The sequence below is a fragment of the Streptococcus sp. KR genome (assembly GCF_002238115.1).
GTDB lineage: Bacteria > Bacillota > Bacilli > Lactobacillales > Streptococcaceae > Streptococcus.
In genome coordinates, this window is the sequence record NZ_NGVM01000013.1 from 18,048 (window position 1) to 38,415 (window position 20,368).

Consider the following 20,368-nt stretch of genomic DNA (forward strand, 5'->3'; position numbering starts at 1 on the left):
AACTCTATATTAAACTGTATTAAAAACAACCATATTTCATAGGGATTAACAATCTTATAACAAGTATAATTAACAAGCTTAGTAATAATAAGTTATACATGTTACGATACAATGGCTTCTTGATGAATTTGTTAAATTCTTCCTTAGAAATAAACATTTGATTCACATAAAGATCTTTTAAACATTGATATTGTTTTCTAATATTTCTAATATCTAAATTAAACATTATCATGATGATTAACAAAGCCATAATCAAAAGTAATAACAATACATTAGTTTTTTCTGAAGTTGAACAAACAATTCTTCCAAATATACTTTGACCATCACTCTTTTTTATAAAATCAAAAATAATCAAAGAAAAAGCCGTTAACCAACCAAATAATTTCGTATTTAAACTTGAATTAGATTCACTAATCATAGTCGAAATTTTTATAAAGTCATCTTTTAAATTATTTTGAAGTTCGAAATAATGGTCTGTTTTTCCACTAACGATTCTATTAAAAATAGATTCTGCTTGATTTTTAATTAAGTCCAATTCATCAAGTTTTTTTTGCTTTAGAATTAAACTTCGAACAATCTGCAACTTTACTTTATAAGCTTCACTGTATTCTTGTTCAGTAACAATCCATTCATAAATTTCTAATAAACCATCGATTAAATTTTGTTTCCCAAATTCAGTTTTAAAGACAAAAGAATCTAAATCTCCTTCAAAGGTAAATTCAAGTCTATTTTGTTGTCTCTTTGTTCGATTAGCTAAAAGCAATAACACATATATGTTTATAAGGTGGCGTACCCGATCACTTTTAGAACTATAGTCTCCACCAGACAAAAGTTTTAAAGAAATTTTTAATTTTTCATATTCTATACCATTAATGGTATTAAAACTAATAATTTTTAAGTAGTTTTCAGCATCAGATTCAGTAACTACTTTAAATTCACAAGTTACTAAATCAAAACATTGTATATTATCATAATTTTTGATACATAATTTATCAAAAATTTGTTGTAGATTATGACTTGGTGTATCTATAAACTCTTCTTCAAAAACCCAAATATCGGCTTGATTAACGATATAGTACCCACCATACTTTATTTCACCAATCTGTTTTGATTCAAAAATTTGTCGTAAAGGAGAATTTAAATCTATAATCGCAGCAGTATTTTGCCATTTTGTTACTATATTACTAGTCATTCATCTATACCAAGATTTTGTAAAACTTGTGAGCGATACCTCGCCTGAATATCCAACTCTAACTTACCTGTATTTCTATTATATTCTACTTCCTGCCTATCTTTCATCTCAATAATATTATCCGTATAAATACTTGTTATATCAGATATTTGTAAAGATTTTTTAAAATGTTTAACAATCATTTTCTTAGATATATCAAATTCTGAATCTAAATCCAATGATCTTTCAGAAAAAATCTCACTTTCATCATTTGTATCTAGTAAATTATTTTGAACCAGCTTATTAGTTAATGCAACCTTATCAAAAGAGATACTCTCAAAAATATACTCTAATGATAGCTCTTTAATTTCTTCATAGTTAATTTGATTTATAACCTTTTCGGAAAATAATGAGTTGTTTTTAACAAATCTAATTAGTGTATCAGTGTTAGTATCACTATCTCTAAAAAGTTTCAAATCCAAAAACTTATTATACCAAAATTTTGCAGCTGTATTACTTTTATCGATGATGGTTATATCATTAAAATTATTTTCAAAGATACAAATCTTGTAGTAACTATTATCTAATCCTAAATCTTGTCTAATAGCAAACGTTTCGGGGTCGATTGCTTTCGTTGATTCTAGCTTTATTAACTTTATACGACTACCAATTTGCTCAATAAACAGAATACCTGTTCTAATCGTATTATTTCGTTTTCCATCCTCGTTTGTTTCTGCTGACAATAGTTTATTAGCGAATTTTTTAAAATCAAAACTGTCTTTAGGTCTATGATTTTTAAACTCAAACAATACTGAAGTATTGTTTTGTTTTTCTGGAGGTAAAATACACTTTACGGACAGATGAGATTGTTGCTCACCTATCAAAAATTTAAACAACTTTTGAATATTTTTTATCTTTTCGTCATCGAGTGTCCTCTCCTCAATAACTTCATCAATGGAATATACTTTTATAGTCATACTAGAACCTCATTAGTAGTGTTGTTTTAATTATACCAAAAACCCCAGCAAATTGCCGAGGTTTATAACTTATCTCACCAACTTCTTCATCTCATCAATACGTGCTACGGTCGCATCATATTTCGCTTGGTAGTCGGCTTGTTTGTCGCGTTCTTTTTGGACGACTTCTGGTTTGGCATTGGCTACGAAGCGTTCGTTAGAGAGCTTCTTACCGACCATATCCAGTTCTTTTTGCCATTTAGCCAGTTCCTTATCAAGACGAGCCAATTCTTCTTCGACATTGAGGAGGTCAGCGAGTGGCAAATAGATTTCTGCTCCAGTGATGACGCTTGACATCGCGAGTTCAGGTGCAGGGATGTTTGATGCGATTTCCAGGTGTTCTGGATTTGTGAAGCGTTTGATGTAGTTGACATTGCTGTTAAAGAAGGCTTCCAAGTCGCTATCGCTTGTCTTAACAAGGATGGTGATAGGCTTGCTTGGAGCTACATTTACTTCCGCACGCGCATTACGAACAGCACGGATCAAGTCTTTGAGGCTTTCCACACCAGTGTGAGCTACAAGGTCTTCAAAGGCTGGGTTAACAGTTGGGTATGCAGCTGTAACAATAGAGCCTTCGGAGATTTGTCCAAAGATTTCCTCTGTCACGAATGGCATGATTGGGTGAAGGAGACGAAGGATCTTGTCCAAAGTATAAAGGAGAACAGAACGTGTGATGACTTTCTCTTCTTCATTATCGCTATAAAGGACTTCCTTGGTCAACTCAACATACCAGTCCGCAAATTCATCCCAAATGAAGTTGTAGAGGATGTGTCCAGCGACACCAAACTCAAACTTGTCAAAGTTGGCAGTTGCTTTGCCGATGGTTTCATTGAGGTTGTGGAGAATCCAGCGGTCTGTGACATTTCCAGCTTCCTTGTTGGCAACTTTTTCCACATTGGCAGTTGCTTGCTCAAGGGTCAAGCCTTCATTGTTCATGAGGATGTAGCGCGAGATGTTCCAGATCTTGTTAATGAAGTTCCATGAAGCATCCATTTTCTCGTAAGAGAAGCGCACGTCTTGGCCTGGTGCAGAACCGTTTGAAAGGAACCAACGAAGGGCATCGGCACCGTATTTCTCGATGACATCCATTGGGTCAATCCCGTTACCGAGAGATTTAGACATCTTGCGTCCTTGCTCGTCACGGATGAGACCGTGGATAAGCACGTTTTGGAATGGCTGACGACCAGTGAATTCCAAGGATTGGAAGATCATACGAGATACCCAGAAGAAGATGATGTCGTAACCTGTAACCAAGGTTGAAGTTGGGAAGTAGCGTTTGAAGTCTGCTGAGTCGACATCAGGCCAGCCCATAGTTGAGAACGGCCAAAGGGCAGAACTGAACCAAGTATCCAAGACGTCTTCGTCTTGAGTCCATCCGTCACCTTCTGGAGCTTCTTCACCGACGTACATTTCACCCTCAGCATTGTACCAAGCAGGGATTTGGTGACCCCACCAAAGCTGACGAGAGATTACCCAGTCGTGGACATTTTCCATCCATTGGAGGAAGGTATCGTTGAAACGAGGTGGGTAGAATTCTACCTTGTCTTCTGTATCTTGGTTAGCAATAGCATTTTTGGCCAATTGATCCATCTTGACGAACCACTGAGTAGACAAGCGTGGTTCCACCACAACACCTGTACGCTCTGAGTGACCAACACTGTGGACACGTTTTTCGATTTTAACGAGGGCACCGATTTCTTCCAGCTTAGCAACAACTGCCTTACGAGCTTCAAAGCGATCCATGCCTGCAAATTCAAAGGCCAAGTCATTCATGGTTCCGTCGTCATTCATAACGTTGACTTGTGGCAAGTTATGACGTTGACCAACCAAGAAGTCGTTTGGATCGTGGGCAGGTGTGATTTTCACGACACCAGTACCAAACTCTGGATCGGCATGTTCATCTCCAACGATTGGGATTAGTTTGTTAGCGATTGGAAGGATAACGTTTTTTCCAATCAAGTCCTTGTAGCGTGGGTCTTCTGGATTGACCGCAACGGCAACGTCCCCAAACATAGTCTCAGGACGAGTTGTGGCAACTTCAAGGACGCGAGAACCGTCTTCTAGCATGTAGTTCATGTGATAGAAGGCACCTTCTACGTCCTTGTGGATAACTTCGATATCAGAAAGGGCTGTGCGAGCAGCTGGGTCCCAGTTGATGATAAACTCACCACGGTAGATCCAACCTTTCTTGTAAAGGTCCACAAAGACCTTACGAACAGCTTTTGACAAACCTTCGTCAAGAGTGAAACGCTCACGAGAGTAGTCTACAGAGAGCCCCATCTTGCCCCATTGTTCCTTGATAGTAGTGGCATATTCGTCTTTCCATTCCCAAACCTTATCGAGGAATTTCTCACGACCTAGGTCATAACGTGTAATGCCCTCACCACGTAAGCGCTCCTCAACCTTAGCTTGAGTTGCAATCCCAGCATGGTCCATTCCTGGAAGCCAAAGGGTATCAAAGCCTTGCATGCGTTTTTGACGGATGATGATATCCTGCAAAGTCGTATCCCAAGCGTGACCAAGGTGAAGTTTCCCAGTTACGTTTGGTGGTGGAATCACGATTGAATAAGGCTTGGCTTTTTGATCGCCTGAAGGCTTGAAAACATCAGCATCAAGCCATTTTTGGTAACGACCAGCCTCAACCTCGGCTGGACTGTATTTAGGTGAAAGTTCTTTAGACATGTGTTTGTCCTTTCTCTATTGTATTCATTTTATTTTGAATTTGCTTAGCAACTTCTTCTGCTGACAAATTCGTATTATTTATTTTAAAGTAGTGGTGCAACTCATTCGGTTGATGTTGAGAATTTAATTGAAGTGTTTCAGCAGTCTCTAAAATTTCTCTTTCAGATACCTCAATATGTCGTTTTAAGGGTTTGTGCTTTAATCGATTCTCCGTTCGATTTCGACGTATGCGCTCTTCAAGACTTGTTTCCAACTCAACAAAAAGAATCTCTTGATGAAAGTTATCCAATAAATCCTGAATTTGCTTTAAATACATCAGCTGGTACTGATTTGAAAAATCAATTACATCAGTTAAAATTACTGATCGCTGATTTCTTGCACTTGCCCCAAGGAAAGAAAAGGTGATTCCACGAACAAATTCCCACATTTCCTCTGTAAAGTCCTGATAGATTTCTAATGCAAAATCGATGGCTTGATGGTTATAAAAGAGGGTAGCATCTGTCAGTCGAGATAACTCTTGACCAATCGTCATTTTTCCTGAGGCCGGAGCACCAATGATGAAAAGATGCATCAAATCACCTCCCACTCACTCTTCAGCAAGCCATATATCAGACTATCACAGCGGTTTCCTTGAATATCTTTACGTTCTCTTATGCGAGCTTCGAGGGTAAAGCCAAGCTTTTCCGCGATTCGTTGACTTTGAAGGTTATATCCAAAGCAAGTTAGTTCAATCTTGTGAAGACCTAGTTCTCTAAAAGCTAGGTCAATCAAGGCAAGCGCTGCTTCTGGCACATAACCGCGTCCCCAGTAGTCCGGGTGCAAGGTGTAGCCAATCTCTAGCACATCATCCGCATGGCGATGGTTGAAATCAACAGAACCAATGACTTTATCGGTTCCTTTGACGACAATCCCATAGCCAGCTGGGAGTTTTTCCTTTTGATTGCGTTCGGGAAGGATATGCTCTAGATAGTAAATCTCATCTTCCAAGGTCTTGACTGGAGGAAAGCCTGCTGGATAGGCGACCTCTGGGAGACTAGCGTAGGTATAGATATCCTCAGCATCTTCCACTGTCCGGACTCGTAAAACGAGACGTTCTGTTTCCAAGCGTTCTGGCAGTTCAGCTCTTGACATCCTTCTTCCTCGCTTTCTTTATAAAGCTCCCCATAGGGTCAACACGGTTATCTAAATAGCGATAAACGCGCTGGTGGCCATCCCCCATAAAGTAAGTCGGCGCAAAACGGTCATTTTTAAAATGTCCCTTGTCATCCAAGAGTTCTGAATCAGCTAGTCGTTCGATAATCTTGGCAAAAATATGACAGATTCCATCTTCCTCGATAATCCGATCTACCTGACAGTCCAATACAACTGGACAAGCCTCTAAAATCGGTGCCTGGCTCCGTTCAGAAATCTCGTAGTCTAGCCCCAGATGTTTCAATTTCTCTCGATGACTGATAAAACCAGCCTGCTCCATCTTGAGCATGAGATTTTCATCAGGAATATTCACAGTAAACTTCTGGTAATGCTTGATTTGCTCAGCCGCATTTTCCTCAGCACCAACACCGATGACCAGCCAATCTCCCAAGCTATAAGAGGAACTGCAGGTCGTGATATTCTGCCCAAAATTCTGATCCTGATACCCCAAAATGAAGATAGGAAAGCCATAGTAGAGTTTACTTGTTTTAAAAGATTGCTTCATAACAACCTCCTTTGACTAAGACGCAAAAGAAAATCCCTGCCATCTACATGACAGGGACGAATGTATTTATCCGCGGTACCACCCAATTTCGGGCAGTTGCCCGCAACTCTCGTCTTTAAAACAAAAAGACACTTTTATTTCAATTTTTCATCCATTAGCAACTAGTTTTAACACATTTGTGGACTTCTCAGCACCGCCACTTTCTGTAAAATGTGGGATTCAAAACACCTCTAATGGCTCTATTGTAGCAAGATTTTGACGGAAATGCAAGGAACAAGAAAAATTACTTGAACTTGATGCCATTTTCCTTCAATTTCTTGATGGTAGCTGGGCCGATTCCTTTCAAGGCAAGGAGTTCTTTTTCAGTCCAGTTTTTGAAATCTGATGCAGACTTAATTCCTTCATCATAGAAAGTTTTGGCACGGTCAAGTGGGAGTCCACCCAAGTTTGTTGCAAAATCTTCTACAGAATTGGCTACTTTTTGAGCTTGCTCTTTGGTAGCTTCTACTGCTTGTTCAACCTTTTTAGAAACAGCCTTACCAGCTTGGCTCGCTGACTGCTCAGCACGTTTTACGACTTTTTTTGTCTCTTCTACAACCTTAGTCACAGTACTTGAAAAAGCACCTGCACGACGGAGGCTATTTCGTAATTGTTTTTTACGATTGAGTTTCTTTGACATGATAAAATCCTTTCAATAAAAAATCCCTGCTCTGACAAGGATTTAATATAAATATTCTATCAAGATTTTAGTAAAAAATCAAGAATCTTTCTCGTTTAATAATTTCGCTCACCAAACAAGCCATCTGGCAAATCATGGAATCCCTTGCCTGCTTTGAAGTTTTCAAACTTACCAAGCAAGAACTGATAAGCATCCAAGCGGCTTTCGTAGCGAATCATAGCATCTTTGGCACGCTCGTCTTGGTCTTCTTCGTAGACTTTTTGGCTTTCTTTGTGCGCCATGTCATTGATCATAATCTGGGTATTGACCCAGGCTTCAAATTCCTTCATAAATTCTTGTTCGTAACTCATTTTTTCTCCTTATTCTAATCCACGGAAATAGTCCGTGTCAATCTCACGGTAGGGCTGGATATCCTGAACGTACTCCAACACACCTTGGAATTCTCCCTCTTCATCGTGCACTGCGGCATAGGTGATGTGGACAAACTTGCCTCGCGACTCAGACTTGAACCACATCTCATACTTGTCCTTGACTCCCTCACGAAGTCCCTTCATGATAGTCTTGACCTTGTCCAAGTACTTAGGCGGATGGCAAAGTTCAACATTGCGCCCAACTTGGGACGGCGTCCGTTTGAAAATCATCTCATCAGCCGGCGTATTGTCATTGTAATACTGGAAAATATCGTCTTTATTGACAAAGGTAATCTCCATGGGGAGGTGATTGAGAATCAGATTAGCCTGCTCGACTGAAAGATAGCCATTCCCAAAAGCCTGTTGACTATGACGGTCCAGCACTGCTTCCTTTTCCTTAGGGGTAAAGGTAATAGTAAACTGGCCTTCTGGCGTATCGATAACTTGCTGAACTTGACCCTCTGCCGTTTCTAGCTGAATAGGCTCCTCTGCGCTCTTTTCTTCAACAAAACTCTGTCTTTCTGGTACCCATTTCTCAGACGGACGGATGATGGCATAACCATAGGCATCACTCTCCTCTGCAATCTGAAGCCAGTCATCCTGAGTAAAGGATTCAAGGAGAATCATGAGAAGGATGGACTCTTCCTTGAAAACCATACTTTCAAACTCTATCGCAAAGGCTTCAAAATCTTCTTTTACAGTGCTAATCGACACTTCTGGTAGTGAATTGGCTGTCGCTAAAGCTGTTTGAAAGAGTTCCCTGATCTGATCATCCACTCCCCACATCACTTTTGGGGGTGAATCGTGTCCATAGCGCTCCATGATGGGGAAGAAGAGCTCTTCCTTACGCTGGTAGTGGATGTCAAATTGCCCCACAAGTCCCATCTGACGCACCAAACCCTTGCGCATCTCCGCAAGCATTTCTTCATCTTCCATAGACTCATAAGTATCTAACAATCTACGAATGCGAATCAAGGCCGCACGGAGGGCCAGATTTTCATCCTTGAAAACGCGAACTGGGTGGCCAGGGTGTTCGGTATCCTCTACTTCGACGCCCTTTACTGCATTTTTAAAAAGATTAGCATGGACATCGCAGAGTTCCATAACATCTTCAAAGGTGACACCTGAGTCTGAGTTCATCAGCTCGTGCTCCATGAGGGAAATCTCGATGGCTGAAACACCTGTAAAGGTAGCATCAAAACGCTCCTGAACCGACTCAGGAGAGGCGCCATTATGCAACTCTAACAAAATATCCCGCAGAACATGAATTCGTTCATCTGCCATTAGTCTAATCCAATCACTTCGTAGCCGTTTGCTTCCAGCGTGCGGACAATCTTGTCCATAGGAGTTCCTTCAAGCTTAGAACCCTGTTTGAGCGATACTTTACGACCAACTGTGTTACGCATTAAGGGATTGGCAAGGGGTTTAAAACCCAACTCCACTAGAATTTCCAAGACTTCTGGATGCTTGTCCACCACTTCTGCAACAGGAATTGATACATCGATGATATTATCCATGACGACCTCCATTGTATGTTCTAAAATGATTTTACTGCTTATATTATACCACAAGGAAAGAGATTAAAAAACTAGCAGTGGAGTTCCTGCTAGTTATCTGCGACTTGAATTACGACCTAAATAAGTTTAAAGAGCCAATCCAATATCTTAAATACTATCTTGTAAAACAATAATTGAACTGCAAAAGAGATGATCATCCACAGGAATTTCATAATTCCAATAATCGGTTTAATAAAAAGAATGGCAAGAATTGTCCAGAAAAATTTCATTCTCTCTCCTCTGGCTTGATGAGCCACCGAGCCGTATCCATTAACTTGTCTGCAATAAAAAGTTTACCTAGACCGACAACAACATTGTCATCTTTCTTTATCGTTTTCATTACTTTTATACCTTGCATGGTCAAAAAGTAATTACCATAGATTTTAGCAAAAGCTTTGATAGGGTTCATCTCACTCACCCTCGATTATTTCAACCTCTTTTCGGATTGTTTCAACATCTTCTTGATATTGAACTTCACTATAGTTTACTAGTTTGGACAACTCTTTTTGTAGCCTTTCACCCATTGTTTTCATAGTTGCAAAGGTTAATCCTCCAGAAATCAAACCACCTAGAATTGGAACTACGATTCCCAATCCTTTTGTCAATCCTCCTTTTGTCAAGTTAACACCGAAAACTTTCAAGACTTTTTCCAAAACAGGATACCAAATCGTCTTTGTAAATGCTTTTTTGTTCACTACATTTATCATTTTTTTAGTTACTATAACACCACTAAAGCGAAGTAGAGCACCTGCACCATCAACCCCTAACATCACACCAAGATACAGTAAAAGTGTTTTTTGGGCTTCTTCACTCAATTCCTCTCGTGAGGACCAAAGATCATCAAAGCCGTATATATAACCTATTTCTTGAGCTAATTTCAGAGAAAAACCGTAAAATTGAGCAACATCAGTGGGAATAGTAATAGCCATGGCAATCCCACCAGGTAAACCTGCCAAAATCGAAGTCCCGCTTGCTCGTAGAACATTGTCCTTAATACAGGTCTTAGCAACTCGATCCAAGGTTGCTTTAGGTAACATAGTAGCCGGACCTTGTTCTATTAACTTATTAAGGTTCTTGTGCCCTAATTCTTTGGAAAACTTTTCAACTAAAAATTTCTCACGGTCAACTTTGACTACAGGCAATTTCACCACTTGTTGTAGCACTTGCATTGCTATATCTTTTTTAGCCATATGTATCTCCATTTTTCATTCATATCAAGTTTTATCATATCATACTATTTGAGATTTACAAATTTTTAAACCGATTTTTATAAGATAAATACATCGTCAAATACCAATTATCTTACTCTGACAACTAAAAAAGAGGGTTGTCCCTCTTCTTTAGTTCTTATCAAAATTGCGTAGCATCTCGTCAATCTTGTTTCCATACTCGATGGATTCATCTTTGACGAAGATCAAATCTGGGAGATATCACTTTTTTATTCATAACGATGCTTAGTTCCTATCATTATAAATCCATAATTTCTTTTTTCTTTCGATCAAATTCTTCCTGAGATAATATACCTGCATCTAAAAGAGATTTTAGTTTTGTAAGGGCTTCGATTTGCTCATCTAATGATAGACTTGGTTTCATGGCTTTTTCATCTAAACTTTGAGCCATATTCATTCCAAATATCATTCCAGCACTATCACCTAGACCATGTTGCTCCACTCCTGATGCAATTTTTTGTTGTGCTGCAATATTAGAAGATTTCTGCGATACATCATCATAAGCTTTTAAATTCATCTTATTTGATGAAAATTGTTTAACCAGTTCCTTAGATTCTGGTGAGAACTCAATATTAGCAATGGCAACTTTTACAATCTCAAATCCAAAACGTTCTTTCCAAGTCCCTGCATACTGTCCATCATTTGATACTTGTTCCGCAAGAACTGCAGCTTGTGAGGGTAATTGTGAAATACGATAAGTTGTTGACAAAGAATTAAGTGCAACAATAAAAGATTGAAGAAATTCTGTCACTATTTGTGATCTAGCTTGAGCGCTATCAAAGGTATAATAAGTCACATTGGGAGGAAGAAAGTTTCTGATAAATTGCTTAGCATCTGTAATTTGGATAGAAAATGTTCCAAAAGCACGTACTTCTAAATCTGTCCCATAAAACAAATCATTATACATGACTGGACCGCGAGTCCCAAATTTAATATCACGAATTTCTCTCAAATTAACAAAACAAATCTGTTTTTGCTGATCACTTTGACCACCGAATCCAACACGATTAACAACATTGTCAAACAGTGACTTTTTCAATCCATCACCGTTAAAAACACTGCTTTCGCCATTTTGGTATTCATATCCACCTGGTTCTGTAATAATTTCCTCGATACCAGACTGACTAAAGATAAAGGCTGCAGTATTTTCTGGAATAAAAATCTTGGATCCGTTCGAAATAATACCTACAGATCCCTTCGTATTGACACCTCTACCATTATTACTTTCTTGAACAATACCTGGACTTACAGCTGTATGTTCATCAAAAGCATGAACTGTGATAATTTCTTTCCACTGATCTGCAAATGTTCCACCAATAGAATCTGTGATTGCTTTTATCAACCCCATTTAATTGCCCCCTTATAAACTCTGCTCCATATCACAATAGGCACATCTCACTGTTTGCTTCACTTGACCTGACAAAGGTGCTCCACAAAAGCTACACTTGGTTGAAATCTTTTCTGGCTCTGCATCCTTAATCCCAAGCCCTGCTTTAAAAGTGTCAAATGTATCCTTAAATGTTTCTGCCAAAACATCTGCTCCAAACAAGCTACTATCTCCCAAGGTTTCAAAATTACTTGTATCACCTGAAATCAATTTAATAATGTTTCTAGCCCACTTGTCAGTATCCTTAGTATTATTAAATGAAAAGATAGCTTGCCCGCCATTATAATAAATTTCCAACCGTTTCATACCATTGGTTTTGGTTACTGAAACTTGAGGTTTCCCTTCAAAAATTTTAATCTGGTTAATAGGAATGGTAACCTGGTCTTTTTTCCCTCCCCAAAAACTTTTTTTGATATGTATTAAGTGTAGATTCGTTAAAATTAATTCATCTGTAGCCAAACCATTTTTCCCAAAACTCACATGGTCACTATTCATAACCATGTATTCATGTGGCAATAATTGATAATCCATATTGAACTCCACTCTTCCTATTAAAGACTAGCTTTCCACTGCTCCACTTGTTCATGTAGATTATCACGATAATCTTTTAGAGTCTTAATCACTTCTTCTTTTCCTTGAATCGGTGCTTTCTTGAGTGGACCATATTGTTTTTTCAGATCTTCCATCTCTTTTTTAGTGCTATCTTTCAGTTCTTGGATAGCAGCACTATCTTCTAAAACAGTCCCTTTAAAGGCTTCGTCTGCTTCTGTATAGTAATTATCGATTATTTTCTCATTCATAATCAAGTAATCTTCATAGGTTTTTATAGACTCAATTGTCGTATCGCTAACATCTTGTGGGTTAAAATCGCTTGAACTGAGTTTTTCTTTTGCTTTAGCAAACAACCCTTTCTTCTCAGAACTACTAGATGAAGCTTCTGTTTGATTCTCACTAGAAGAGCTACTTGTTTTTTCAGAAAGAGAACTACAAGCAACTAGAGTAGAGACGGAAAGACATAGCAAAGCTAAACGACAAACTTTTTTTACATTATTCATTGATAAAATCTCCTTTTATTTATGAAATCATCATATCATATTTGCTAAAAAAAAAAAGCATTTTCTATTTAGCTAACCTTTAAAAATACAGAATTCTAGTTAAAAGAATATTTTTCCATTTCAAATGCCACATATTTTCCTCCACCAAAAAAGAGGGTTGCCCCTCTTCTTAGTTCTTATCCAGATTGCGTAGCATTTCGTCAATCTTGTTTCCATATTCGATGGATTCGTCTTTGACGAAAGTCAAATCTGGTATTTTGTACAATTTCAAATTGCGACCAAGTTCACGTTTGATAGTACCAGTTGCTTTTTCAAGCCCAATTTGGGCTTTTTGGTTATCCGAAGCAAGGTTACTCAAAATGGTGTAGTAAACCTTGGCAACAGACAAGTCACCCAGCATCTGAACATCTGTGATGGTCACGCCTTGGACACGCGGATCACGGACTTTCTTTTGCAAAATCTCATTGACTTCACGCTTGATTTCCATGCCCACACGGTCCGTACGGAAATGATTTGCCATGATATTCCTTTCTCTACTTTGAACCAAAAGCTAGGCCAGCAGACCTAGCTATTTTTAAACTTATTGATTTTCATTTCAAATTGGAACGAAGTTCAATTTGAAATCATCTGCTTCTTTCGCCGTGGTGAAAGTGATGGAACTGATTTATCAGTCCCATCACAGGGGATTTTTGAGACCCTAGGCTCAAAAATAAGCAATGAAACCATCGGTTTGCTTGCGTCCCTCACCACCTAAGAAAGGAGCAAAAATCTTATCTCTTGATTTCTTCCATGACATAAGCCTCAATCACATCATCCATCTTGATATCATTGTAGCCGTCGATCATCAATCCACCTTCACGACCGTTTGTAACTTCCTTAACGTCGTCTTTGTAGTGTTTCAAGCTTGCGAGTTCACCATCATAGATAACGACACCGTCACGGATAACACGGACTTTAGAGTCACGGGTAACCTTACCGTTGATAACCATGAATCCACCGATAGTTCCCACTTTAGACACCTTGAAGGTTTCACGAATAACTGCTTCACCGATAACTTTTTCTTCGAATTCTGGATCAAGCATCCCCTTCATGGCTTCTTCCATCTCTTCGATGACCTTATAGATAATGCTGTGAAGACGGATTTCCACATCGTCAGCTTCTGCTTGTTGACGAGCTTGTGGTGTAGGGCGTACGTTGAAACCAACGATAAAGGCATTTGAAGCTTCCGCAAGTGTTACGTCAGATTCATTGATCGCACCGACCGCTGAGTGAACGATGGTAACTTTAACACCTTCCACGTCGATCTTTTGAAGTGAGGCAGAAAGGGCTTCAACAGAACCTTGTACGTCGGCCTTAATGATGACGTTAACTGACTTGAGTTCACCAGCTTTAAGCGTATCAAAGAGGTTTTCAAGGCTGACACGTTGGGTAGCTTGACGTTGTTTCATGAGGGCACGTTTGGCACGTTCTTCACCTGCTGCACGCGCAGATTTTTCATCTTCGTAAACGGCAAAGTGGTCACCCGCCATCGGTGCTTCATTCAAACCTGTGATTGAGACTGGTGTTGATGGACCTGCTACCTTAACGCGACGCCCAAGGTCATTGGTCATGGCACGGACACGACCGAAGGTATTTCCGACAACGATTGGATCTTGAACATTCAAGGTACCTTGTTGAACAAGAAGGGTTGCGACCGCACCTTTTCCTTTATCCAAGCGCGCTTCGATAACTGTACCGATCGCACGAACTGTTGGGTCTGCCTTGAGTTCTTGGATTTCAGCCACAAGAAGGACTGTTTCCAACAATTCTTCAATGTTTTGATTGAATTTAGCCGAGATTTCAACAAATTCAGAATCTCCACCCCAAGCTGTTGACATAACCCCATGCTCTGCCAATTCACCGATAACGCGTTCTGGGTTGGCACCTGGTTTATCAATCTTGTTAATGGCTACGATAATTGGAACGTTGGCCGCTTTTGAGTGGTTAATGGCTTCGATAGTCTGAGGCATAACCCCGTCATCTGCCGCTACGACCAAGATAGTAATATCGGTAACAGAAGCACCCCGCGCACGCATAGATGTAAAGGCCGCGTGTCCTGGTGTATCAAGGAAGGTAATCTTCTTGCCATTTTCCACGATTTGGTAGGCACCGATATGCTGAGTGATACCACCTGCTTCACCTGTCGCAACACGAGAATTACGAAGGGTATCTAGGAGTGTTGTTTTACCGTGGTCAACGTGTCCCATGATAGTTACAACTGGTGGACGCTCAACCAATTCATCTTCATTGAGATAACCATCTTCGACAAAGAAACGTTCGATGTCAGCATTATCCACTTCAACCTTTTGTTTGGCTTCGATACCATAATCCACCATGAGGAGTTCAATTGTTTCCCCATCCAAGGATTGGTTTTGTGTGGCCATGACACCCATCATAAAGAGTTTCTTAACGATTTCAGCTGGTTCGCGTTTGATACGTTTTGCGATTTCCGCAACGGTCATACCATCTGTATATTCAAATTCTGTTGGCAATTCATGGAATTTACGCTCTGTAACAGGTTTTGGAGTCTGATTGCGGTTGTTCTTGTTATTGCCTTTTTTGTTCTTTTTGTTGTTATTCCAGTTACTATTCTTTTGATTTCTCACTTGATTTTGACTACTTCGATTCTTTTGTTGTTTTCTAGGACCATCTTCTTCGTGATCATAATCATCACGTTCTTTGTCTGGTCGAGCTTGTTTTTTACGACGTGTATCCACTGGCGCTTCTTTAGCTACAGGAGCTGGTTCAACCACTGCTTGAACTTGTTGCGCTTGTTCAGCTAACTTAGCCACTTCTTCAAAGATTTCCTCTGGCTCCTTGCGTTTGTTTGCTTGGGCCAAGGCTTCTTTGGCAGCCTGAGTCTGCTTGAAACGTTCCTCACTTGAACGGGCATATTCTGCATTTTGCTCTGCTTTTAAGGCTGCTGCACGGGCTTTAAAGTCAACACGTGGAGCCGCTTGATGTGGACGTTTATCCTCTTGTTGACGGCGATCGTTTCCACGATTTTGCTGACCTTGCTGTTTCTTAGCTTGGTCGTTAAAACGGCGATTATCGCGGTTGCCTTGACCTTGTTTTCCACCATTTCGACCGTCGTTTTTCTGACGGTTTCCGTTTTGTTGTTGGTCACGGTTATTGCCCTTGTTTTGCTTGCGTCGTTCTGCCTGCTCTTTGGCACGAGCTTCACGCTCAGCCTTGAAATTACGGCTTTGCGGTTTAGCTGCTACTTTTTCTGTTTTAGGAGCGACTGGCTCAGCAGGTTTTGCCTCTTCCTTAGCTACAGCTGGTTTAGCTGGCTCCGATTTTTCGGCTTTCTTTTCTGCACTTGCTTTTGGTGCTGCAGGTTTTGCTTCTACTTTTGGAGCAGCTGCAGGCTTAAAGCTGGCAGCGATTTTTGCAGCGACAGCTTCTTCCACACTTGATGAGTGGCTTTTCACATCCAAGCCCAACTCTTTTGCACGCGCTACAACTTCTTTACTTTCTTTTCCAAGTTCTTTTGCGATTTCGTACAATCTTTTCTTAGACAAATCATGTCCTCCTCTTCTATTCCATAAGAGACCTCATTTTCTTTGTAAATCCAGCATCTGTTACAGCCAAAACCTTTCTCGATTTCCCGACTGCTATGCTTAATTCCAGTGTTGAAAACACGGTTACAATTTCTACTTGATAATAATGACTTTTATCTTGAATCTTCTTGGTCAGATTGGGTCCAGCATCATGGGCTAGAAAGACCATCTTAGCCTTGCCGTCTTGAATGGCCTTGACCACCAATTCTTCACCCGATATGATACGTCCTGCTCGTTGAGCAAGTCCCAAGAGATTGCTTATCTTTTGCTTATTCAAGTCCTAACTCTCTTCTTTTTACTTTGTGATCCACATAAGCAATCAACTCATCATAAAAGCTTTCTTCCACTTCCATGTCAAAGCTGCGGTTAAAGACCTTCTTCTTTTTAGCCTCTAGGGCTTCTGCATTGTCTAGCTTGATATAAGCGCCACGGCCGTTGGCCTTGCCTGTCGGATCGATAAAGACTTGTCCTTCCTTATTTTTGACAATGCGGAGCAAATCACGCTTATCAATCACTTCGTTAGACACAACAGACTTGCGCAAAGGGATTTTTCTCGTTTTCATCTTTCCCTCCTCTAGCAGCTTTTATTCTTCTACAGTATCGTTTTCTGATCCCAAATCTACCGAACCAGCTTCTTCCATTGCTTCAAATTCGCTAGCAGACTTGATATCGATACGGTAACCAGTCAAGTGAGCTGCCAAGCGAACGTTTTGCCCACGACGACCGATAGCAAGAGAAAGTTTGTTATCAGGAACAACCACCAAGGCACGTTTGCTGTCGTTTTCGTCAAAGATAACTTGGTCAACTTCAGCAGGAGCGATGGCATTGTAGATAAATTCAGCTGGATCAGCTACCCACTCGATAACGTCGATGTTTTCTTCGATTGGCACCATGCGGTCGCTCTTGGCATCGTAACGTGCTGGGTGGAACTTGCTAGTAATCTTCTTGATATTCGCTCCGCCGCGTCCAACGATTGTACCGATAGCGTCTACGTTTGGATTATGGCTACGAACGGCAACCTTAGTACGGTCACCAGCTTCACGAGCCACGCTCATGATTTCAACAGTTCCATCATAAACTTCAGGAATTTCTTGCTCCATCAAACGTTTGATCATTTCTGGATGGCTACGGCTAACAAAGACGTTGACACCGCGAGGGTTGTCTTCAACCTTGTAGACATAAACTTCAATACGATCATGAGAAGCAAAAACTTCTCCAGGAATTTGGTCTTGTTTTGACAATTGGGCTTCGATGCTACCAAGGTTGACATAGATAAAGCGGTTGTCAAAGCGTTCTACAGTACCAGACATGATTTCTTGCTCATGTTCTTTGTAAGTATTGTAAGTGATGGCACGTGTTTGCTTTCGCATTTTTTCCATGATGGTTTGTTTGGCAGATTGAGCTGCTACACGACCAAACTCAGCAGGTGCTTCTTCAAACTTGATTTTGTCACCAAGTTCATAGGCTGAATTAATGGCAAGAGCATCTTTCAAGCTGATTTCTAAACGGCTATCAAATACTTCATCAACAACTTCACGGACAGTATAAACTGTAAAGTCACCTGTTTTTTCGTTAAAGTCAATAGCTACGCTGTCTGATTGACCATAGCGTCTGCGATAAGCGGAACGAAGCGACTCTACTACTGCGTCGATGATATCTTCTTTTTTGATTCCCTTGTCTTCTTCCAAAATGCGGAAGGCCTCTAGCATTTCTTTACTCATGTTTTCTTCACTTTTGAATCCTCAAAAGCTATCCTTTCTTTTTCTATAATTTAACTGCTAAACGTGCTTTTGATACTAAACTGTATGGAATTTGGACGGTTTTCTTACGCGTCTTGTCCATATATTCCATAGTCAACTCGTCCTCTTCAAAGGCCAACAGAGTTCCTTCAAAGACTTTTTGCTTATCGATGGCTTGGTAGAGCCCGACATGGATGTATTTCCCAACCGCTCCAGCTACGGCATCCTTGGTTTTCAAAGGACGTTCCAAGCCTGGACTGGTGATTTCTAGGAAATATTGTTCTGGGAAGGGATCTGGCTTGATGGTGTCTAGGACAGGACTGATAATTTCTGTCAAGTCTGCCGTGTCATTCAAGGTAATTCCTTCAGGTTTATCTACAAAAATACTGAGAATCATGTCACTGCCAATCTTTCCATACTCGATATCTACGAGTTCGAAAGGTGCTTCTATGACAGGTTCTACAACTTCTCTGACTAATTCTACGATTGTTGCGATTGCGTCCACCTCCTCATAAGCAAGAGGCGAAGATATTTCCTCGCCTCACTTTTCATATTCTTGCTCTTAGTATAGCACGTTTGCCAACTTATGTAAAGCAAAAGCACTTATACAGCCTGATTTCAGGCTATTTCTTAAAATTCTGCCTCAACTCGATAGATAACTTGCCCCTTGTTGGAGAATTTTTGCTCGTATTCTGTCATGACATTGCCTTCAAAATCACTGGCATGTAAATCAAGCCAGACACCATTGAGCTTCATGCCATACTGAGAAAAGCTCACTAAACTGTACTCAAACAAGCCACGGTTATCCGTCTTGAAATGAATTTCTCCATTTTCAGGTAAGATACGCTTGAAGGTATCCAAGAAGGTCTTGTAGGTCAAACGACGCTTTTCATGGCGCTTTTTCGGCCAAGGATCTGAAAAGTTCAGATACAAGCGATCGATCTCACCGTCTTCAAAGTAATCAGTCAAGTCAGAACCATCTACCCACAAAAGCTTGATGTTAGGAACTCCAACTTCAAGCACCTTGTCTAAAGCGTAGCTCAAAACAGACTTTTGAATATCAATCCCGATATAGTTGATATCAGGGTTTTGCTTGGCCATACCTGAAACAAAGGCACCCTTTCCACTTCCAACTTCCACATGAATGGGATTGTTATTACCAAACAAGTCCCGCCATTTTCCCTTGGCTTCTAAGGGATTGAGGACCACATACTGGGGATTTGCCTCTAGTAATTCTGTTGCCCCTTTACGATTTCTAACTCTCATCTTCTCTTTCCATACTTGTCCCGGAAGTGACGCAAGCCATGGATCTCCCGATTGACATTTTCTAAATCTTGATTCATATAATACTTGGAAATCTGGCTCAAATAAGACAATTGACCGTACCAATACAATTTATTTAATACTGTTTGATTGTACTTGTAACCGTAGTAGGTCAACCATTCCTTCCACTGATGTTCTGGAATATAATGGCAGAGCATATGGGCCACATCAAACATGCGATCGGTCAAGCGAACCGAATCCCAATCTACCAAATAAATCAAGCCACTGTCTGTCTCAATCCAATTACTATGTCGTACATCTCCATGGACAATGGTCGCATGGTCCTCTCTAAATCCTGGAATAGTCTGACGTAAATCAGCCATCACTTCACTGATAAAATGATTTTTACGCAAAGCATCTGGAACCGTTTCTTGCCAAGACTGCAGTAAATCTACAGGTGTTTCCATGGCATACCCCAAACGACTCAACTGTGTCATCAACGGACGTGAGCGATGAAGACGGGTTAAAATATTGACGATTTGTTTACGATTCATATCATAGGGGGTCAATATCTTGCCTGTCAACCATTCTTGAGCACACATATCACGCCCATCTGCCAAACGGCGACTCCATAATAATTGTGGAGCAATTTGTTCTCTAGCTAGACCAGGTAGGATTGGAGAGGTGTTCATTTTTACAAAGATACGCTTCCCATCAGGATAGCTACCCATATAAGCCTTGCCACTTTTCCCAGGTATGGGAGTCAGTGTTAGCTCATTATCACCCAAATCCATTTCTTTCCTCCGTATAAAGTTTCCTTACTATTCTACTAGTTTTTGGCCTATTCGTCAACCGCTCTAACCCGATTATCAAAGAAAAGCAT

At 40.2% G+C, this 20,368-nt stretch carries 23 protein-coding genes and 1 pseudogene; all 24 read right to left on the reverse strand.

The genetic code is table 11. The features are described from left to right. Positions 1-19: 19 nt before the first annotated feature. The 24 genes and pseudogenes from CBI42_RS06770 to ccrZ all read right to left on the reverse strand — a co-directional run bounded on the left by CBI42_RS06770 (position 20) and on the right by ccrZ (position 20,279). The gene (locus tag CBI42_RS06770) at positions 20-1,192 is read right to left on the reverse strand and encodes a hypothetical protein (RefSeq protein ID WP_094753576.1); all 1,173 of its coding nucleotides are present in this window, start codon (positions 1,190-1,192) and stop codon (positions 20-22) included. Next, entirely contained in the window at positions 1,189-2,148 is a 960-nt protein-coding gene (locus CBI42_RS06775; RefSeq protein ID WP_094753577.1) for a hypothetical protein, read from the reverse strand. The genes CBI42_RS06770 and CBI42_RS06775 overlap by 4 nt, the downstream gene beginning before the upstream one ends. A gap of 69 nt (positions 2,149-2,217) precedes the next feature. Beyond that, the gene (locus CBI42_RS06780; RefSeq protein ID WP_094753578.1) at positions 2,218-4,869 is read right to left on the reverse strand and encodes a valine--tRNA ligase; all 2,652 of its coding nucleotides are present in this window, start codon (positions 4,867-4,869) and stop codon (positions 2,218-2,220) included. Continuing rightward, complete coding sequence (locus CBI42_RS06785; RefSeq protein WP_004261130.1) at positions 4,862-5,440, reverse strand: AAA family ATPase; 579 nt, start codon at positions 5,438-5,440, stop codon at positions 4,862-4,864. Before CBI42_RS06785 ends, CBI42_RS06780 begins: the two co-directional genes overlap by 8 nt. Next, complete coding sequence (locus CBI42_RS06790) at positions 5,440-6,000, reverse strand: GNAT family N-acetyltransferase (RefSeq protein ID WP_094753579.1); 561 nt, start codon at positions 5,998-6,000, stop codon at positions 5,440-5,442. Before CBI42_RS06790 ends, CBI42_RS06785 begins: the two co-directional genes overlap by 1 nt. Then, positions 5,987-6,565, reverse strand: coding sequence for a flavin reductase family protein (locus tag CBI42_RS06795; RefSeq protein WP_094753580.1), 579 nt, complete (start codon positions 6,563-6,565; stop codon positions 5,987-5,989). The genes CBI42_RS06790 and CBI42_RS06795 overlap by 14 nt, the downstream gene beginning before the upstream one ends. Positions 6,566-6,848: 283 nt before the next feature. After that, the gene (locus tag CBI42_RS06800; protein ID WP_094753581.1) at positions 6,849-7,244 is read right to left on the reverse strand and encodes a helix-hairpin-helix domain-containing protein; all 396 of its coding nucleotides are present in this window, start codon (positions 7,242-7,244) and stop codon (positions 6,849-6,851) included. Positions 7,245-7,339: 95 nt separating this feature from the next. Then, positions 7,340-7,594 carry a DUF1912 family protein gene (locus CBI42_RS06805; protein WP_000119706.1) on the reverse strand — a complete coding sequence of 85 codons (255 nt, stop codon included), beginning with the start codon at positions 7,592-7,594 and terminating at the stop codon, positions 7,340-7,342. 9 nt (positions 7,595-7,603) lie between these two features. Next, positions 7,604-8,938 (reverse strand): DUF438 domain-containing protein, encoded by a 1,335-nt coding sequence (locus tag CBI42_RS06810; protein WP_094753582.1) that lies wholly within the window; start codon positions 8,936-8,938, stop codon positions 7,604-7,606. Further along, a complete protein-coding gene (locus tag CBI42_RS06815) occupies positions 8,938-9,171 on the reverse strand; it encodes a DUF1858 domain-containing protein (protein WP_000368739.1) in 234 nt (77 codons plus the stop codon). Before CBI42_RS06815 ends, CBI42_RS06810 begins: the two co-directional genes overlap by 1 nt. A 265-nt stretch (positions 9,172-9,436) precedes the next feature. Next, positions 9,437-9,619: a hypothetical protein gene (locus CBI42_RS06820; protein WP_094753583.1), complete on the reverse strand. Its 183-nt coding sequence runs from the start codon at positions 9,617-9,619 to the stop codon at positions 9,437-9,439. Between the two features lies 1 nt (position 9,620). Further along, complete coding sequence (locus CBI42_RS06825) at positions 9,621-10,400, reverse strand: hypothetical protein (RefSeq protein ID WP_179211378.1); 780 nt, start codon at positions 10,398-10,400, stop codon at positions 9,621-9,623. A 150-nt stretch (positions 10,401-10,550) separates the two neighbouring features. After that, a pseudogene (locus CBI42_RS06830) lies at positions 10,551-10,637 on the reverse strand (30S ribosome-binding factor RbfA); the annotation flags it as partial. 40 nt (positions 10,638-10,677) lie between these two features. Then, the gene (locus CBI42_RS06835) at positions 10,678-11,787 is read right to left on the reverse strand and encodes an SPFH domain-containing protein (RefSeq protein ID WP_094753585.1); all 1,110 of its coding nucleotides are present in this window, start codon (positions 11,785-11,787) and stop codon (positions 10,678-10,680) included. A gap of 12 nt (positions 11,788-11,799) precedes the next feature. Further along, positions 11,800-12,357, reverse strand: a complete 558-nt coding sequence (locus tag CBI42_RS06840) for a hypothetical protein (RefSeq protein WP_053090677.1) — start codon at positions 12,355-12,357, stop codon at positions 11,800-11,802. Positions 12,358-12,377: 20 nt separating this feature from the next. Beyond that, a complete protein-coding gene (locus CBI42_RS06845; RefSeq protein WP_001067003.1) occupies positions 12,378-12,881 on the reverse strand; it encodes a hypothetical protein in 504 nt (167 codons plus the stop codon). Positions 12,882-13,050: 169 nt separating this feature from the next. Beyond that, positions 13,051-13,401, reverse strand: a complete 351-nt coding sequence (gene rbfA, locus CBI42_RS06850) for a 30S ribosome-binding factor RbfA (RefSeq protein WP_001273601.1) — start codon at positions 13,399-13,401, stop codon at positions 13,051-13,053. 250 nt (positions 13,402-13,651) lie between these two features. Next, entirely contained in the window at positions 13,652-16,444 is a 2,793-nt protein-coding gene (gene infB / locus CBI42_RS06855; RefSeq protein WP_094753586.1) for a translation initiation factor IF-2, read from the reverse strand. Between the two features lie 16 nt (positions 16,445-16,460). Next, entirely contained in the window at positions 16,461-16,760 is a 300-nt protein-coding gene (locus CBI42_RS06860) for a YlxQ-related RNA-binding protein (RefSeq protein ID WP_001041392.1), read from the reverse strand. Continuing rightward, positions 16,753-17,046, reverse strand: coding sequence for an RNase P modulator RnpM (rnpM, locus tag CBI42_RS06865; RefSeq protein WP_000857557.1), 294 nt, complete (start codon positions 17,044-17,046; stop codon positions 16,753-16,755). Before rnpM ends, CBI42_RS06860 begins: the two co-directional genes overlap by 8 nt. Before the next feature lie 21 nt (positions 17,047-17,067). Next, positions 17,068-18,204, reverse strand: a complete 1,137-nt coding sequence (gene nusA / locus CBI42_RS06870) for a transcription termination factor NusA (RefSeq protein WP_033681345.1) — start codon at positions 18,202-18,204, stop codon at positions 17,068-17,070. 43 nt (positions 18,205-18,247) lie between these two features. Then, entirely contained in the window at positions 18,248-18,727 is a 480-nt protein-coding gene (rimP, locus tag CBI42_RS06875) for a ribosome maturation factor RimP (protein WP_001808691.1), read from the reverse strand. 125 nt (positions 18,728-18,852) lie between these two features. Further along, positions 18,853-19,488 (reverse strand): tRNA (guanosine(46)-N7)-methyltransferase TrmB, encoded by a 636-nt coding sequence (trmB, locus tag CBI42_RS06880; protein ID WP_001266102.1) that lies wholly within the window; start codon positions 19,486-19,488, stop codon positions 18,853-18,855. Further along, positions 19,485-20,279 carry a cell cycle regulator CcrZ gene (ccrZ, locus tag CBI42_RS06885; RefSeq protein WP_004261080.1) on the reverse strand — a complete coding sequence of 265 codons (795 nt, stop codon included), beginning with the start codon at positions 20,277-20,279 and terminating at the stop codon, positions 19,485-19,487. The genes trmB and ccrZ overlap by 4 nt, the downstream gene beginning before the upstream one ends. Between the last annotated feature and the right edge of the window lie 89 nt (positions 20,280-20,368).

Coding starts and splice junctions, on each gene's coding strand:
- CBI42_RS06835 (WP_094753585.1), bottom strand. CDS start 11,787: ATGGGGTTGATAAAAGCAATCACAGATTCTATTGGTGGAACATTTGCA.
- CBI42_RS06790 (WP_094753579.1), bottom strand. CDS start 6,000: ATGTCAAGAGCTGAACTGCCAGAACGCTTGGAAACAGAACGTCTCGTT.
- CBI42_RS06845 (WP_001067003.1), bottom strand. CDS start 12,881: ATGAATAATGTAAAAAAAGTTTGTCGTTTAGCTTTGCTATGTCTTTCC.
- CBI42_RS06800 (WP_094753581.1), bottom strand. CDS start 7,244: ATGTCAAAGAAACTCAATCGTAAAAAACAATTACGAAATAGCCTCCGT.
- rnpM (WP_000857557.1), bottom strand. CDS start 17,046: ATGAAAACGAGAAAAATCCCTTTGCGCAAGTCTGTTGTGTCTAACGAA.
- CBI42_RS06805 (WP_000119706.1), bottom strand. CDS start 7,594: ATGAGTTACGAACAAGAATTTATGAAGGAATTTGAAGCCTGGGTCAAT.
- CBI42_RS06785 (WP_004261130.1), bottom strand. CDS start 5,440: ATGCATCTTTTCATCATTGGTGCTCCGGCCTCAGGAAAAATGACGATT.
- nusA (WP_033681345.1), bottom strand. CDS start 18,204: ATGAGTAAAGAAATGCTAGAGGCCTTCCGCATTTTGGAAGAAGACAAG.
- trmB (WP_001266102.1), bottom strand. CDS start 19,488: ATGAGAGTTAGAAATCGTAAAGGGGCAACAGAATTACTAGAGGCAAAT.
- ccrZ (WP_004261080.1), bottom strand. CDS start 20,279: ATGGATTTGGGTGATAATGAGCTAACACTGACTCCCATACCTGGGAAA.
- CBI42_RS06815 (WP_000368739.1), bottom strand. CDS start 9,171: ATGGATAATATCATCGATGTATCAATTCCTGTTGCAGAAGTGGTGGAC.
- CBI42_RS06810 (WP_094753582.1), bottom strand. CDS start 8,938: ATGGCAGATGAACGAATTCATGTTCTGCGGGATATTTTGTTAGAGTTG.
- CBI42_RS06820 (WP_094753583.1), bottom strand. CDS start 9,619: ATGAACCCTATCAAAGCTTTTGCTAAAATCTATGGTAATTACTTTTTG.
- CBI42_RS06825 (WP_179211378.1), bottom strand. CDS start 10,400: ATGGCTAAAAAAGATATAGCAATGCAAGTGCTACAACAAGTGGTGAAA.
- CBI42_RS06795 (WP_094753580.1), bottom strand. CDS start 6,565: ATGAAGCAATCTTTTAAAACAAGTAAACTCTACTATGGCTTTCCTATC.
- CBI42_RS06780 (WP_094753578.1), bottom strand. CDS start 4,869: ATGTCTAAAGAACTTTCACCTAAATACAGTCCAGCCGAGGTTGAGGCT.
- CBI42_RS06775 (WP_094753577.1), bottom strand. CDS start 2,148: ATGACTATAAAAGTATATTCCATTGATGAAGTTATTGAGGAGAGGACA.
- CBI42_RS06840 (WP_053090677.1), bottom strand. CDS start 12,357: ATGGATTATCAATTATTGCCACATGAATACATGGTTATGAATAGTGAC.
- CBI42_RS06770 (WP_094753576.1), bottom strand. CDS start 1,192: ATGACTAGTAATATAGTAACAAAATGGCAAAATACTGCTGCGATTATA.
- rbfA (WP_001273601.1), bottom strand. CDS start 13,401: ATGGCAAATCATTTCCGTACGGACCGTGTGGGCATGGAAATCAAGCGT.